This window comes from Kordia sp. E (genome assembly GCF_056033805.1).
The window spans coordinates 1,272,406-1,288,605 of sequence record NZ_JBRASR010000003.1 but is presented as its reverse complement, the minus strand read 5'-3'; the positions used below and the strand labels follow the sequence as shown (position 1 = coordinate 1,288,605).

Genomic DNA, 16,200 nt, shown 5'->3' with positions numbered 1-16,200 from the left:
TAAAATCATTTGTGGTAAATTTCAAGTTTATGATTGTAAGTTCTGTATTTGTAAAAGAGTTCTTTTACACGTAGGTATGGAAATTGTGCATAATACCAGTCATCGATGTGTACTGAGATTAAAATTCCATCTTTTTTTAAGATGTTATCGATTAGCTTGTAGATTAAATTTGTCGATTTTCCAATGTATTGTTGGTATAACACACCTGTAATGATAATAAGATCAAACTTCTCTGGGACAATTTTATCAATGTCAAAAATACTTCCTTCTAAGAATTTGAGTGTATCTGTTTCTTTTTGTTGTGCAAATTTTATCGCATTTGCTGAAATATCAACACCATAAACTTTAGCTCCTGGCAAGTTTTCTGTTATAAACCCTTGTCCGCAACCGATATCTAATACAGTTCCGTAGTGTTTTTGCGGAATTTCACTTAGTAAAATGTCTTTTCGTTTATTGTCGTCCGCACTATTTTCATAGTCCCAAGGATCTTTTTGATCGTGCCAGCTATTGAGTTCTGAGTATTCTTGAATCATTATTTATCCGTGTGTTTCCATTTATGATCTACGATAATAGTTCCCCATCTAGAGTCAACTAGTTTTCCGTTTCCAAAATAATCGTTTTCTTCTACTTCAAATGTGAGTACTTTTTCTAGGTAATCTGCAACGCCTGCCTGGTTTGCTACAAATACATTTAATATGTATGAACCTTGTACTAAAGGTAAAGAATCTATTTTACAAACAACATTTCCACTATCTTGATCAATGGTTATGAGTTCTTTTTTTAGGTTTGATGAAATACTAATGATTTTCGTTTCATCCAATTTCCATATGCTGATTCCAAATTCATCAATGACAAACTTTGAATCATTTTTATAACTGATTTCAACATCAAAAGGAGCGCCTGTTTTTATTTCTTCCGAAAGTATAACAGTATTGGTAATTCTGGCTTGACCAGAACCTAAACGTTCTTTACGCGTTGCAATATCTGTTTCTTTGATGACCGTATTTTTCTCAATATATTTATTTATTGTGCTTTCCACATCACCTGAGTAAGCAACCATTCCATCTTCAAGCAAAATAGCTCTACTACACAAACGTCGTATTGTCATCATATTATGACTTACAAATAATACAGTTCGTCCTTCTCCTTGCGAGATGTCTTGCATTTTACCAATTGCCTTTTTTTGAAATTCTACATCTCCAACCGCTAATACTTCGTCTACAATGAGTATTTCGGGTTCTAAATGTGCAGCAACAGCAAAAGCTAAACGCACTTTCATTCCTGAAGAATAGCGCTTTACGGGCGTATCTATATATCGTTGCACACCTGCAAATTCTACAATTTCGTCAAATTTCAGCTTTATCTCAGCTTTCGTCATTCCTAAAATTGCACCATTTAGATAGATATTTTCTTTTCCTGTAAGTTCAGGATGAAATCCTGTTCCAACTTCCAATAAAGAAGCAATTCGTCCTTTGGAACGAACAATACCTTTTGTAGGTGTAGTTACTTTAGAAAGCAATTTGAGTAAAGTAGATTTTCCTGCGCCATTTCTTCCTATTACGCCAAGCACTTCTCCTCTTTCTAAATTGAAAGAGATATCTTTTAACGCCCAAACATAGTTAGAATTACCAACTTCCGTACGTGCATTTTTTTCACCAATTTTTTGATATGGATCAGCTTTTCCACGAATTTTATGCCACCAACGATTTAAATCGTGTGTAATTGTTCCTGTACCAATAACTCCTAAACGGTATTGTTTTGACAGCTCTTCAACTTGTAATATGATGTCTTTTTCCATTATACCGTATCTATGAAATTACGTTCCGTTTTGTTAAATATAACTAATCCGATAAGGAATACTATAAATGCAACTATAAACATTACTCCAATACTTACCAGTGAAAAAGTTGCTTGATCTGCATCTACATATGCACCTGTGAAAACCATGTATCTGAATGATTCAATGACATGCGCTAATGGATTGTATGCTACCAACCATGAAACATACGATGGTAGTTTGTCTTTTACAATTACAATTGGATACATTACTGCTGATATGTACATGAGTAATTGTACTCCAAATTGAACTAGAAAGCTTAAATCACGGTATTTTGTCACCATTGAAGAAATAATCATTCCTAAGCCAAGTCCTAAAACACCCATAATTACTACTACAACAGGAACTAATAATACATACCAGGATAATGTTCCAGCTTCTCCATAGAATGAAAAGTAACTATAAAAAGCAATGAATATACAGACTTGAATTGTAAATTTTAATAAGTTAGAAATCGTAATTGACAATGGCATGATGGCTCTTGGAAAGTATACTTTCCCAAAGATATTTTCATTCTTCTTAAACGTATCTGAAGTTGCTTTCAAACATTCTGCAAAGTAATTCCAAATGGTAATTCCTGCTAAGTTGAACAGAAAAGCATTTACCGTTCCTGTTTGTATATCTGCAATTCCATTGAAGACTAATGTAAAGATTACCGAAGTCATCAACGGTTGAATTAGATACCATAATGGTCCTAAAACCGTTTGTTTGTATAATGTAACTACATCACGACGTACAAAAAGCATGAGTAAATCACGATAGCGCCAAATTTCTTTGAATTTAAAGTCAAATAGGCTGCTTTTTGGTGATATCTCAAATAACCATGTATTATTTTTTTGAGGCTTGTTCAAGTTATTGAGGGTTTCTGGTTACCAAATATTTTCTAGATCTTTTTTTGTGTAGGTATGATTTCGTTCTACAAATGTTGTTTTTGAGTCTTGCTTTAGCTGTAATGAACCTTTTGAGAATAATCGTGATAGGATTCCGAATGGCGTCAAAAAGATGAAAAACACAACTGATAGAATGATTTTTGTATTAATCCATCCTAAAACTAATGCAATTTTTCCCCAAATCCATACAACTAAACGCTCTAATGGAGGAAAAAATGAGGCAACTCCAACTCCTAATGCAATATATCGCAGGTAGTTAGCTGGAACTGGCTTTTCATAGTAAAACTCTAACAAAGCAGAGATTACTAAAAACCCAGCAACCATTACTAATATTACTTTCGTGTTACTTTCCTTCATCCTAGAATAATGTATAAATAAATGGAGCAATTGCTGATCCTCCTCCTAAAACTAAGATCACTCCTAATAGTAGTAATACAATGATCATTGGCAAAAGCCAGAATTTTTTTCGTTCTTTTAAGAAGTTGAATATATCCTTCAAAAATTCCATATGATAGTTATTTTGTGTCTTTTATAAATGTTGCTAATTCGTCTCCCATTTTTTTGCTTCCCGCAGGATTAAAATGACAGTCATCGTACAAATATGTACTTGTTTTTGGTATGATAGAATCCGTTTTGAATACTGGAACGTTAAATTTCTCTCCTTCGTTAACCGTAATCATATTGATACTATCAACTTTTTGCTGCAGCTTTTCTGCATTGTATCGAATACCGCCGCGAGATGTCATCCAATGCCAACTTTTTAAAGCTTCATCTTTTGTATCCCAAGTTACTACTTGCGTCGCAAATATAAGCTTTATATCATTAGTTCGACAGATACCAATTAGTGATTTTATTTTATTTGAATAATTACCATAATCCACTGTAGGTAGCTGATTTTCAATTGGTCGCGATTGTGTTTTTGTTACTTTCTTTTTATATTTTGATTGAATCCCAATAGTTTCTAAATCATCATCCTCGCTTTTGAACGCGTAAAATAAACGTCTTGGGATTTGAAATTCATACATAAAAACACCAAACATGTTTTTAAAGCTAATTTCTTCATCGTTTTTCTTCGTCACGTTAAATTTTAATGGATTTTTATCCAACATTAAACGTGTTACATCATTTATTCCACAAAATACAATGACTTCATCTGGTTGTAAGTGTACAATTCTGTGTGCCAACATTGACACATGATCTTGAATGTTATCACCAGATTTCCCTGCATTGTATACTTTGACCGTTTTGTTTTGGTAGTTTTCTCGGTTTAAATTTTCTTGTAGAACTTGCGTCCAAACATCCTTGTCATCAATGTATAAACTTTCTGTAGAGCTTCCGCCAATTGCAAAGATTCTGTATTCTCCGTTTGGCTTAGGCATTTGCAAGTCTTCACCACGAAAACCATAATTATTGATCGTAAAGTCTGTTGCTTTTTTGTAGTTTTCAAATCCTAATAAACCTTCTTCTGTAGAAAATTGCATTGTCATATTCTGATCAAATTGCGATTCTATATACATATTCCCAACCGTTGGATAGAACATGTTTTTCTTAGCAGTTGAATACGAATCAGGTACTGGGAAAAACCACAATATACATTCGATCAGCACTAAAAGCACCAATAAGATTATAAGGTTATATTTAATTGTTTTCCACATCGGCTTCTTGTGATAAAATTTTGGACGCCATAAATGTAGCTAAATCTTTTGCAATTTTTACGCCTCCAGCTCCTGTTAAATGTACATGATCTGTAAAATACTCATCCACTCCTGAATTTTGAACTGACAAATCATACAATAATACATTGCGCTCATTGCTAATTTTTTTGAGTGATGCGTCAATTTCCGTGTATGCAGTATGAATTGCATTGACTGTTAATCCTTGATATTCGTTTCGTATTTTTTGTTGTTGCGCTAAAGAATTATTTGCTGTGATTAATGTTGGTTGCGTAAGCAATACTGGAATAGCATTAATATGTTTACAAGCATCAATAAAGAGATTTACAGTTAGTTCAAATTGTGGAATTGCTAATTCTGAATAAGAATCTTGCAACGCAACTGTTTCAAACTTCCCCTCTGAACCATGATTTTTAAAGGTAAAGAAGTGCTTTATACGTAAATATATTTGTGATTTCTCTAGAAAACTTTGAACAACACTTGGTTTATCATTAGAGCTTTTAGTAATTCCAGGATTGAGTCTCAATAAAGAATTATCTAAACTTAAATCTCTAAAGTCTTTGATATCATTCCAACCATGGCAAAAGAACACATAATCTGGTTGATATTGGTGAATTTCTGCATATAGCTTTCCAAGAGAATCAAAAGAAGCATGCGCCGGAGTTCCTGCGTTTATTATACGAACATTTTGATAACCTTCAGCTTTGAGTTGATTTTCAATTTTCTGAACCCAATTTTTATTATGCTTTGTATTAATTTCTATAGCATCTTGATGATCACTAAAGATAAACGATCCTCCAAGAATAAAGATACGCACTTCTCCTGCTGGTTTTTCCAATGGAAAATCATCGCCATGAAATCCATTTCGAATTTTAAAGTTTATGTCTCCACTTCTGTATAGAATATCAATATCTTCATTAGGCAAGATATGTTTAGTAAAAGTAGAAGGTTGATACGGTACAGAGTACTGAATTAATTCTTGTGTAGTGAATATAGCTCTAGACTTTAATATTCCTTCAATAAAAAGTAAAGGACATAGTAAGAATATGAGTAATAATGTACGATTTACACGTTTTGCGCTTTGAAAAAAAGATTTAAAAAATGCTGCTTTTTTGATTAAAAATCCTAAAAGAATACAACATACTCCAGAAATAATGAGCAAATATTGTGCATCATATATTTTAGAAACTCTAAGCGAATCTACATTGTCAAACAACCATTGATGCGTATATACGTTTACAAACGCTAAGGAAATTAGGTATAAGATCCCAAAGAGTATCAGTAGTGTTCCTATATGTTTGTAATTGTTCACTAGAATCTGCTTAGTCTAATAAAAATTCTTCTTTCCAATCATCAGGATCATCCCAACTTGGTTGATCTTCTTTTTTATACACGTAGTTCCCAACAACTAAATAGTCCATTTCGGTACGCATAAAACAACGATATGCATCATCTGGCGTACATACTATTGGTTCTCCACGCACATTAAAACTTGTATTTACCACAACTCCAACACCAGTAATTTTCTTGAATTCATTGATCAATTCCCAATATTCCGAATTAGTTTCTTTGTGAACCGTTTGAATTCTTCCAGAGAAATCAATATGCGTAATTGCTGGTAATGACGAACGTTCTACATAGAGTTTTTCACGAATTGGCAATTCATGATAATTTACAGGAACTTCATGTTTTATTTTTGGATGAATTTTATGCACCAATAACATATATGGAGATATTCCTTCGTAATCAAAAAACTCGTTTACATCTTCAGATAATACAGATGGCGCAAATGGTCTGAACGATTCTCTATATTTTATTTTGAGGTTTAGTTTTTTCTGCATTTCAGGATTTCGTGCATCTCCTAAAATACTTCTTCTACCTAACGCACGTGGACCAAATTCCATTCGTCCTTGCATCCAACCGATTGCATTTCCTTCTGAGATATATTTGGCAACTTCTTTTGTAAGTTCACTAAAATCAGAAAAATGTGTCGCTTTTGCCTTGTATTTTCTATTTATATTTTCAACATCTAAGTCTGAGTATTCAGGTCCTAAATACGAACCACTCATTGCATCATTCGGAACAACTTCACGTTCTTGTTCAAAATAGAGATAATTTGCAGTTAACGCAGCTCCTAAAGCGCCACCTGCATCTCCGGCAGCTGGTTGAATGAATATTTCTTTAAATATATTTTCGTTTTGAAGTTTTCCGTTTGCCACACAGTTTAGTGCAACTCCACCAGCCATACATAAATAGTCAGCACCAGTAATTTCTTTGGCGTGTTTTGCTAGCTTTATGATAATTTCTTCCGTTACATCTTGAATTGCTAATCCTAAATCGGAATGATGTTGTTCATATTCTGATTCAGAATCTCTTCTTGGAAAACCAAATAATGCTTCCCATTTATCGTCGTATACCATGCGTAATCCTACAGCATAGTTAAAGTATTTTTGATCTAACCATATTGAACCATCATCATTTATTTTGATTAATGTGGTTTTGATGATTTCTTTGAATTTTTGCACACGTTCCGAATTTGGATTCCCGTATGGCGCTAATCCCATGAGTTTGTATTCTCCTGAGTTTACTTTGAAACCTAAGAAATAGGTGAATGCAGAATACAATAATCCGACAGAATGTGGAAATTGTAATTCTTTAAGCATCGTAATATTTTTTCCATCACCAATACTGATGGAAGCTGTTGCCCACTCGCCTACGCCATCCAATGTTAGTATTGCCGCTTTTTTGTATGGAGACGGATAAAATGCACTTGCTGCATGCGATAAGTGATGTTCAGGGAAAAGTAGTTTTAGTTTTTTCTTGTCAAATGCCTGAATTTCTTTCAATTCATCTCTGATCAGTTTTTTTAAAAACATTTTTTCCTTTAACCAAACTGGAATTGCAGTAATGAAAGATGCTACACCTTTTGGTGAAAAACCATAATACGTTTCAAGTAATCGTTCAAATTTTAATAACGGTTTGTCATAAAAAACAACCGCATCTAATTGATCTATTGTTTTCCCAACATGTTCCAAACAGTACTTAACAGCATTTGTTGGAAACGCAGGATCGTGTTTTTTTCGTGTAAAACGTTCTTCTTGCGCGGCAGCTACAATTTTTCCATCTTGTACAATTGCTGCAGCAGAATCGTGGTAAAATGCGGATATTCCTAATATCGTCATAATCGCTTTATTCAGGAATGCTTTTATACATTCCGTAATTTGGGGTTTTTTAGTTTAGCTTTTTTTGAACAGATTTTTAAATCTTGTCAATAATGATTTTTTCTCGTCTTCATGATAACCATTTCCATAATTCCCATATCCGTAACCGTAACCATATCCGTATCCATAACCATATCCGTATTTGGCTTTTTGACGGAAATCATTTAACACAAAACTTATATTTGTTACTTCTTTCTTTCTATACTTATCATTGATTACATTCAACATAGCTTTCTTAGTATACTCTTGTCGAACCACGTACATTGTTGCATCAACATATTTCATTAAATCAACAGCATCAGAAACTAGTCCTAATGGTGGTGTATCTAATATAATATAATCATAATTTTCACGAAGTTCTTCCATGAATTCTTCCATCTGTTGACTAATCAATAGTTCAGAAGGATTTGGAGGAATTGGTCCAGATGTAATTACATGTAAGTTATCATATTCCGTAGGCTGTACTACTTCTTGTAATGTTTTTTGTCCAATTAAATAATTTACAGCACCATAATCATTTGTGATTCCAAAATCATCGAAAATCTTTGGTTTACGTAAATCAAGTCCAACTAAAACCGTCTTTTTTCCCATTAAAGAAAATACCGAAGCAGTGTTTATTGAACAAAATGTTTTTCCTTCTCCACTTACAGAGGAAGAAACCATAATGGTTTTTGTCTTGTTTTTATCTAAATCTTTATAGATATATTGTAAACTTGATCGAATTCCCCTGAATGATTCCGCAACAGATGATTTTGGACTGTCAAAAACGGCTAAATTATTATTAGCTTTACTTCTCCCAATAATTCCCAAAATTGGAATATTAGAATTTTCTTTTAAGTCATCTGGCGTATGAATATTGTTATCTAAAATTGTAGTTAAGAACACAAATAATAACGGAAACAATGCACCAAGAAAAAGTGCTACAGAATAATTTTTTTGTGTATTTGGAGCAATTGGAGCTTGACCTAAATCACGTGCTTTATCAATAACTTTGATATCTGAGACATTGGATGCTTTTGCAATTCCTGCTTCATTCCTTTTGGTAAGCAACATTGTATATGAAGCTTGACTTATTTCATAACTACGTTGAATATTGAATAATTCTTGTTCCTCTGCAGGCAATTTTCTAAATTCTACTTTTGTTCGTGCAATTCTCGATTTTATGTCTTGTAAATTTAACTCAATAGATGTTTTTTCAGTAATAATACTTTCCAACAATACTTTTTTTGTTGCTTCTATTGAGCGATCAATTCCTTTTAAAAATATTGCATTTTTAGTCGTCTTGGCACGCTGGGCTCTTGTCACAGAAAGGTTAATAATTTTTGTTACATTCTGTACAATATTCTGGTTCGTTATTCCTGAAGAAGCTGGTGCTGGGAGATCTGAATAGGATTGTGCGTTAATTAAATAGTCTTTTAACAATTCGCAATATTGCAATTTTAAATTTAGTGTACTTACTTGATCATCAAAATTAGTAAGTTTTCGAAATAATGCATCTCCTTCTGCTGAAGGGTTTAGCACTTCATTTCGTTGCTTAAATTCTTTAATTCTATCTTCTTCTAATTCTAAAGAGTCTTTCACTCCAATCATCATTTTATCAATAAACTCGATAGTATTTACTGCAAATTGATTTTTTTGTTCTAACTGCTTTATCTTTAAAACTTCTGCAGTAGCATTTAGGTAATCGGCTAAAATTGCTCTGTTTGGTCCTACTAAACTCATTACTAATAATGAAGCACCTTTTCGCTTCAAGAAAACGTTTATATTTCTATATTTATTTACTTCAGATCGGATAGAAGAAAAACGCAAATAGTAATCTTGCTCAGTATTCCACTTTACATTAGGAAGTTTCGTTAGTTGAAACTTTAAATATGGTAAAGCTACAGTATCTTTTATATTGTATGTTTGCTTAAATTCTTTGGAAACAACTGATTCTGTTGAGACTGTATTTGAAGTATAATTAATAACATTGTATGCTGTTTTCTCTTCAAAATCAAAAGAAAGTTCATAGGAATCATCATCTAGAAACTTTATTTTCATCACTTGATCAATCATTTGATTGTGAAGCTCATCCAATTCAACTCTAAATGGAGCGCTTTTGTAGATGTCTTCATAACGATACTCACCTTTTCGCAAGTAATGTACGTACGATTGCAACAAACGAACAATTTCTTCATTGTGCGATCTTGATTCAAGAATAATACGTATTGTTTCTATTTTATCACTTGTTCCTCCCCAATTAAACACTAAACTTGTATTTGCGGAAAAAAAAGGATTTTGCTCTTCTTTGATAGAAATTAAACTTTCTACATTATATATTCTTTGCAATCTTTTATTGTAGAAATATGTAACTACAAAAGCAATTCCTAATGTAATTACAAAAAGATACCAATAACTCAACGCACGTAAAGCGAAAGCTTTGATATTAAAAGAATTTTGTGATGTTAATTCTTCGAATTCTTCTTCCATACGGCTATAAGTTTCTAGATAATATTATAACACTTGTTACCAATGATAATACAGTAACAACTGTTGTAATTGACTGCACAAGTGTTGTTCCTGTTCCTAATGATTTTTGTTTTAATGGTTTCACATAAATCATGTCATTAGGTTTTATATAATAGTATGGAGAACCAAATGCATCAGCTTTTGTTAAATCAATATGATGAATTTTTTGACCTTGTGGATATTGACGTATAATTAAAACATCTTTTCTATTTCCAAGTCTACCAATATCTCCTGCACTTGCTAATGCTTCTATAATGTTAACGCGATCTTGATATAAGGTAAAAATTCCTGTTCCACCTACTTCACCTGTAACAGTAAATCGTAAACCTGCTAATTTAATGACCACAAAAATATTTGCCTCTTCTGTAAAATACTCTTCCAACAGCTTATCATACACACGCGTACTAATCTCTTCAGCTGTAAATCCTAGAACATTTAGGTCGCCAATAAATGGAATTTTTATATTTCCATGAACATCAACTGTAAATCCATTGTAATACAAACCTTGTTCTGATTGTTGTGCACTTCCATCCTCATTAGAACTTGGTTGAAACATTGCAACCAATTCTGGATTAGAAGATTTAATGTTTATAGACAATAAATCACCAACTTGAAGTTTGTATGGTTTTTCATTTAACTTAATACTTTGTTCTATAAGTTCCTGATCTTTCTTGTCGTCATTAAAGTACGTCAGTTCTTTGTTAGACACACAAGAAGATAGAAAACATAGTAAAAGTAGAATAGATATTGAGGCGTTCAATTTCATTAAAAAAATCTATTTGTTCAATTAGCAAATATAAGTTTTACGCAGTAATAATAAAATTCTATACCATATATCTGATCTTTTTATTTTTAATTTGTAAAAAAATCAACAAAGTGAATTATTTATCCGTCGAAAATATCTCAAAGTCATTTGGAGAACGTGTATTGTTTAATGACATTTCTTTTGGAATCAATAAAGATCAAAAGATAGCTTTTATAGCTAAAAACGGTACAGGAAAGACATCTTTATTAAATATCATAACTGGTCGAGAAGAATCGGATAGCGGGCAAATCATCTCTCGTAAAGGAATTCACATGGCTTTTCTTTCTCAAAACGAAAATTTAGATCCAAATCTAACTGTAGAAGAAACCATTTTTGCTTCCGAGAATCCTATTCTGGATATTATTCACAATTATGAAAAAGCATTATTAAATCCTGATGATGCAGAAGCGTATCAACAAGCGTTTGAGAAAATGGACGCGCACAATGCTTGGGATTTTGAAACACAGTACAAACAAATTTTATTTAAGCTAAAGCTTGAAAACCTATCGCAAAAAGTAAGTAGTTTATCTGGTGGACAGAAAAAACGTTTAGGTTTAGCTACCGTTTTAATCAATAGACCCGATTTATTAATTTTAGATGAACCAACAAACCATTTAGATTTAGAAATGATCGAATGGTTAGAAGAGTATTTCAAAAAGGAAAACATTACACTTTTCATGGTAACGCACGACCGTTACTTCTTGGAACGTGTTTGCAATGAAATTGTAGAACTCGAAAATGGTCAACTATACAATTACAAAGGAAGTTATTCTTATTACTTAGATAAAAAAGAAGCACGTGTACAATCTGAACAAGCTTCTGTTGAAAAAGCAAAAAATTTATACAAAAAAGAACTCGATTGGATGCGTCGTCAACCAAAAGCACGTACTACAAAATCGAAGTCTAGAATTGATGATTTCTACGATATCAAAGAAAGAGCACACAAACGTCGTAACGAACATGAAGTGCAATTAGAAATTAATATGGAACGTATGGGAAGTAAAATTCTGGAGTTGCATAATATTTCTAAATCGTTTCAAGATAAAGTGTTATTAGATAAATATGAATATGTATTTAAAAGAGGTGAACGCATCGGAATCATTGGAAAAAATGGAACTGGAAAGTCTACGTTTTTAAATATGATTACTGGAAATTTAAAACCTGATGCTGGAAAAGTAATTGTTGGTGAAACGATTAAATTTGGATATTACACGCAAAGTGGAATCAACCCGAAAGAAGGTCAAAAAGTAATTGATATCATTAAAGAATATGGAGAATACATTCCATTAAAAAAAGGTAGATTGATTTCTGCAGCACAATTATTAGAACGTTTCTTATTCGACAGAAAACGTCAGTATGATTTTGTTGAAAAACTCTCTGGAGGAGAACTAAAACGCTTGTATTTATGTACAGTTTTGATTCAGAATCCAAATTTTTTAATTCTGGATGAACCAACAAATGATTTAGATATTGTTACGCTCAATGTGTTGGAAAGCTTCCTGCTCGATTTCCCTGGTTGTTTATTAGTCGTTTCGCACGATAGATATTTTATGGACAAAATTGTAGATCACTTATTTATCTTTAGAGGCAATGGTGTGATTGAGGATTTCCCTGGAAACTACACTGATTTCAGAGTCTATGAAGATAGTGTTGTACCTGCATCTAAAAATACTGGTGAAAAGAAAGAGAAGAAATCGTGGCGACAAGATGATGGAAATCAGAAGTTAACGCATAATGAACAAAAAGAATACAAACGTTTGGAAAAAGATATTCAGCGTTTGGAAGAAAAGAAAGAATTGATAGAACAAGAATTTGTTTCTGGCGAATTATCACAGGATGAAATTCAGGAGAAATCACTAGAATTGCAGAAAATCATCAAAGACTCTGAAGAAAAAACAGAACGTTGGTTTGAATTAGCTGCAAAAATGGAAGGGTAATACCATTTATCATTTGAATTTAATGTAATAAAACACCCTTTTTCACTTTCTTCTTCAATAAAAAAAGAAACCGTAACTATGACTATGCTTTAGTTTTTTAGTTCGAATAAAGACAAAAAATATCATTTTCTTTTACAATAAACCCTAACAATAAGTGGTATAATATATGTGGTATCAAATCTTTGCCTATTTCAAGTTTTTAAGAAAATCAACCAATGAACACGGTGTACATTCTCCATTTGTGTTCGATTTGGTTACGAAATGTTTCTATGACAAGAAATCGAAAGAGATTTATAAAACTATTTCAACCTATCGTTCTGACTTGCTTCAAAATGACAATTTTATCGAAATAACTGATTTTGGTGCCGGAAGCAGAGTATTTTCATCCAACAAACGTAAAATTTCAGCGATTGCAAAGAATGCAGGAATTACGCGAAAGCGAGCAAAATTACTAGCTCGACTCATTTCATATTTAGACATAAAAAAGTGTTTAGAGTTAGGAACTTCGTTAGGAATTGCAACCATTGCAATGAAAGAAGCAACAACGATTAATACGCTAGAAGGTTGCCCAGAAACGGCTGCTATTGCTCAAAAACAATTAAAAAAACACCAAGCTAACAATGTCAAAGTACATGTAAATGAATTTGATAAAACGTTGCCAACACTTACAAATGAAACTTATGATTTAGTATATTTTGATGGAAATCATCAAAAAAAAGCAACACTCTCCTATTTTGAACAATTACTAGATAGTACACACAACGACACAGTTTTTATCTTTGATGACATTCATTGGAGTAAAGAAATGTCGGAAGCTTGGGAAACCATTAAAAATAATCCTAAGGTGACTGTTACCATTGACACCTTTTTCTGGGGATTTGTTTTCTTCCGAAAAGAACAAGCGAAAGAGCATTTTATTATACGCACTTAAAATCAATTGTTAATTTTAAAAAAATATTTTAGCGTCTATTTGATTTGTTCTTTTATCCTTTTTCCGAAGTATAACAAGAATTTTTCGTTAATAATTTTTGAAACCTTGGAAAAAATTTAGAGAAATAATTGTGATTTTAGTTTTCGACAGAAAAACTAAAAATACCTCTGGAAAAATTTCCTTTCTTTTGTTTCTTTTCTTTGGGAAAGCAAAGAAAACGAAAATAAAATACTAAAAAATGACGTATTAATCCAATTGTACTCTAAAATGCTAAAGATTTTATTAAATAAGTTATATTTTTAGTTAATTTTGATGCCAAGAGTCCCAAGAATTACAACATGAGTAATACACAATTAGAAAAAGTATTAGAAGTCAACAAAAGGCAAAAAGAATTCTACAATACAAAAAAGAAGAATTTTGCGACTAAAATTTGGTCGTACATGCGAAATAAATTGCTTTCTGATTTTAGAAAAGAACTGAAAATCAGCGAACAAGTGTATGACAGACACAAAGTTTGGTTAGGCGATTTATCAGACAAAAAAGTATTAGATTTAGGATGCTTTGCTGGAAATTACTTAAGTATATACTTAGCAGAAAATGCTAAAAGTTACTTAGGAATTGATTTAAGTGATGAAGCAATTGCAAAATTAAATGAACGTTTAAAAGATCTACCAAATGCAGAAGCAAGAGAAGTAGATTTTTTATCTCCAGATTTCAAAGAAAAAGACTTTGACATTATCTATGCATACGGAGTTTTACATCACTTTGAAAGTTTAGATATGTTGTTTGACAAGCTACAAGAAAAGTTAGCACCAAACGGGCAGTTAATTTCATATGATCCGTTAAAAACAAGTTGGCCGTTAAAAATAATTCGTGCGTTATACAGGCCTTTTCAGTCGGATGCTGATTGGGAATGGCCGTTTTCAAAACAAACAGTACGTCGTTTTCATAAGGAATTCAATGTAGTAGAACGTCATGGAATACTTGGTTCATCTAAATGGGCATTCTTTTTAAACTTGATTCCAATTGGGTCAAAAAAGAAATTAAACTATATTAAAAAATTACATCAAAAAGATTGGGAGAAATCTCAAACGAATGATCGTCAATTATACACGTGTATGCATTTAACGATGCACATGCAGAAAAAATAATCGCATATGTTACTTTGGACTTTTATTATCGTAATTGTAGTGTTTCCGTTGTTATTGTTCAATAACAAACGGAACAAGAATAAGCTATACAATCGTAAAGGAAGAAACTTTAGAGATAACTATTACGATAAGAAAAAAGATCTGAAAAAATGACACTAGTAGACTATATCATTGCTTTATGTATCGGTGGAATATGTGTATTTATATCGAACACTAAGACAAGGAAAAAGCTACTTGATTATTTTGAAAAAAAGAAGAAAGAAAAAGAATGAAAGTATATACTAAAACTGGAGATAAAGGAACTACTGCCCTATTTGGCGGAACTCGTGTTCCTAAACATCATATCCGAATTGATAGTTACGGAACGGTTGATGAGCTCAATTCATATATAGGTTTAATTAGAGATCAAGAAATCAATTCGCATTATCAAAATGTATTAATGGATATTCAAGATTTATTATTTACTGTTGGTGCTGTGTTAGCGACAGATCCTGAAAAGGCAACATTAAAGAACGGAAAAGACAGATTGAACATTCCTAAAATTTCAGAAGACAACATTACTGCGTTAGAACGTGAAATGGACACAATGGATGCTGCTTTACCGCCAATGACACACTTTGTATTACCTGGTGGACATCAAACAGTGTCATTCTGTCACATTGCCCGTTGTGTGTGCCGAAGAGCAGAACGCTTAGCATCAGCGCTTTATGAATTAGAGTCTTTTGACGAGAATACTTTAAAATACTTAAACCGACTTTCTGACTACCTTTTTGTGTTGGCACGAAAGTTGTCCCATGATTTACAAGCGAATGAAATAAAATGGATTCCTAAAAAGAATTCGTAACTATTTAAAAATTAAGGAAATACATATTCCTTAAAATACGTTCTTAAAAATAATGTGTAAATAATGATTTTTTTACTTGACTTTCTCATTTAAAAATTTATTTTTGCAAAAATATTAATATCAAATAAATATGTATTGGACATTAGAACTGGCGTCTCACTTAAGTGATGCACCTTGGCCCGCTACAAAAGATGAGTTGATTGACTATGCAATTAGAACAGGAGCTCCTTTAGAGGTTGTAGAGAACTTACAATCCATTGAAGACGAAGGCGATTCCTATGAATCTATCGAAGAAATTTGGCCAGATTACCCTACAGATGATGATTATCTCTGGAATGAAGATGAATACTAAAACAAGTTAAACAAGGAAAAAGTCTCCATTTTGAGGCTTTTTTTTTGTTTA

The 16,200-nt window shown here is 32.3% G+C and carries 15 protein-coding genes; 5 read left to right on the top strand and 10 right to left on the bottom strand.

All coding sequences use genetic code 11. The features are described 5' to 3' along the window. Positions 1-5: 5 nt before the first annotated feature. Genes ACUUYC_RS18550 through ACUUYC_RS18505 form a run of 10 tightly spaced genes read right to left on the bottom strand, consistent with a single transcriptional unit; the run spans position 6 to position 10,895 of the window. Positions 6-533, bottom strand: a complete 528-nt coding sequence (locus tag ACUUYC_RS18550) for a class I SAM-dependent methyltransferase (protein WP_474268184.1) — start codon at positions 531-533, stop codon at positions 6-8. Continuing rightward, entirely contained in the window at positions 533-1,798 is a 1,266-nt protein-coding gene (locus ACUUYC_RS18545; protein ID WP_474268183.1) for an ABC transporter ATP-binding protein, read from the bottom strand. The genes ACUUYC_RS18550 and ACUUYC_RS18545 overlap by 1 nt, the downstream gene beginning before the upstream one ends. Continuing rightward, the gene (locus ACUUYC_RS18540) at positions 1,798-2,688 is read right to left on the bottom strand and encodes an ABC transporter permease (protein WP_474268181.1); all 891 of its coding nucleotides are present in this window, start codon (positions 2,686-2,688) and stop codon (positions 1,798-1,800) included. Before ACUUYC_RS18540 ends, ACUUYC_RS18545 begins: the two co-directional genes overlap by 1 nt. 18 nt (positions 2,689-2,706) lie before the next feature. Beyond that, complete coding sequence (locus ACUUYC_RS18535) at positions 2,707-3,084, bottom strand: hypothetical protein (RefSeq protein ID WP_474268180.1); 378 nt, start codon at positions 3,082-3,084, stop codon at positions 2,707-2,709. Between the two features lies 1 nt (position 3,085). After that, positions 3,086-3,235, bottom strand: a complete 150-nt coding sequence (locus tag ACUUYC_RS18530; protein WP_173427043.1) for a DUF5989 family protein — start codon at positions 3,233-3,235, stop codon at positions 3,086-3,088. Positions 3,236-3,242: 7 nt separating this feature from the next. Next, positions 3,243-4,382, bottom strand: coding sequence for an SGNH/GDSL hydrolase family protein (locus ACUUYC_RS18525; RefSeq protein WP_474268178.1), 1,140 nt, complete (start codon positions 4,380-4,382; stop codon positions 3,243-3,245). Beyond that, positions 4,366-5,712: an SGNH/GDSL hydrolase family protein gene (locus tag ACUUYC_RS18520; RefSeq protein ID WP_474268177.1), complete on the bottom strand. Its 1,347-nt coding sequence runs from the start codon at positions 5,710-5,712 to the stop codon at positions 4,366-4,368. The genes ACUUYC_RS18525 and ACUUYC_RS18520 overlap by 17 nt, the downstream gene beginning before the upstream one ends. A gap of 10 nt (positions 5,713-5,722) precedes the next feature. After that, complete coding sequence (locus ACUUYC_RS18515; protein WP_474268175.1) at positions 5,723-7,582, bottom strand: carbamoyltransferase family protein; 1,860 nt, start codon at positions 7,580-7,582, stop codon at positions 5,723-5,725. Positions 7,583-7,636: 54 nt separating this feature from the next. Next, positions 7,637-10,090, bottom strand: a complete 2,454-nt coding sequence (locus ACUUYC_RS18510; protein WP_474268174.1) for an exopolysaccharide transport family protein — start codon at positions 10,088-10,090, stop codon at positions 7,637-7,639. A gap of 4 nt (positions 10,091-10,094) precedes the next feature. Then, complete coding sequence (locus tag ACUUYC_RS18505) at positions 10,095-10,895, bottom strand: polysaccharide biosynthesis/export family protein (protein WP_474268173.1); 801 nt, start codon at positions 10,893-10,895, stop codon at positions 10,095-10,097. Between the two features lie 110 nt (positions 10,896-11,005). Here ACUUYC_RS18505 and ACUUYC_RS18500 point away from each other — a divergent pair, with 110 nt between their 5' ends. The 5 genes from ACUUYC_RS18500 (at position 11,006) to ACUUYC_RS18480 (ending at position 16,149) form a co-directional block, all read left to right on the top strand. Beyond that, complete coding sequence (locus tag ACUUYC_RS18500; protein ID WP_474268172.1) at positions 11,006-12,871, top strand: ABC-F family ATP-binding cassette domain-containing protein; 1,866 nt, start codon at positions 11,006-11,008, stop codon at positions 12,869-12,871. 166 nt (positions 12,872-13,037) lie between these two features. Beyond that, positions 13,038-13,802, top strand: coding sequence for an O-methyltransferase (locus tag ACUUYC_RS18495; RefSeq protein WP_474268170.1), 765 nt, complete (start codon positions 13,038-13,040; stop codon positions 13,800-13,802). Positions 13,803-14,140: 338 nt separating this feature from the next. Further along, positions 14,141-14,953: a class I SAM-dependent methyltransferase gene (locus ACUUYC_RS18490; RefSeq protein WP_474268168.1), complete on the top strand. Its 813-nt coding sequence runs from the start codon at positions 14,141-14,143 to the stop codon at positions 14,951-14,953. Between the two features lie 268 nt (positions 14,954-15,221). Further along, complete coding sequence (locus tag ACUUYC_RS18485; RefSeq protein ID WP_474268166.1) at positions 15,222-15,797, top strand: cob(I)yrinic acid a,c-diamide adenosyltransferase; 576 nt, start codon at positions 15,222-15,224, stop codon at positions 15,795-15,797. A 130-nt stretch (positions 15,798-15,927) separates the two neighbouring features. Continuing rightward, positions 15,928-16,149, top strand: coding sequence for a DUF2795 domain-containing protein (locus tag ACUUYC_RS18480; RefSeq protein WP_046755590.1), 222 nt, complete (start codon positions 15,928-15,930; stop codon positions 16,147-16,149). Positions 16,150-16,200: the final 51 nt, after the last annotated feature.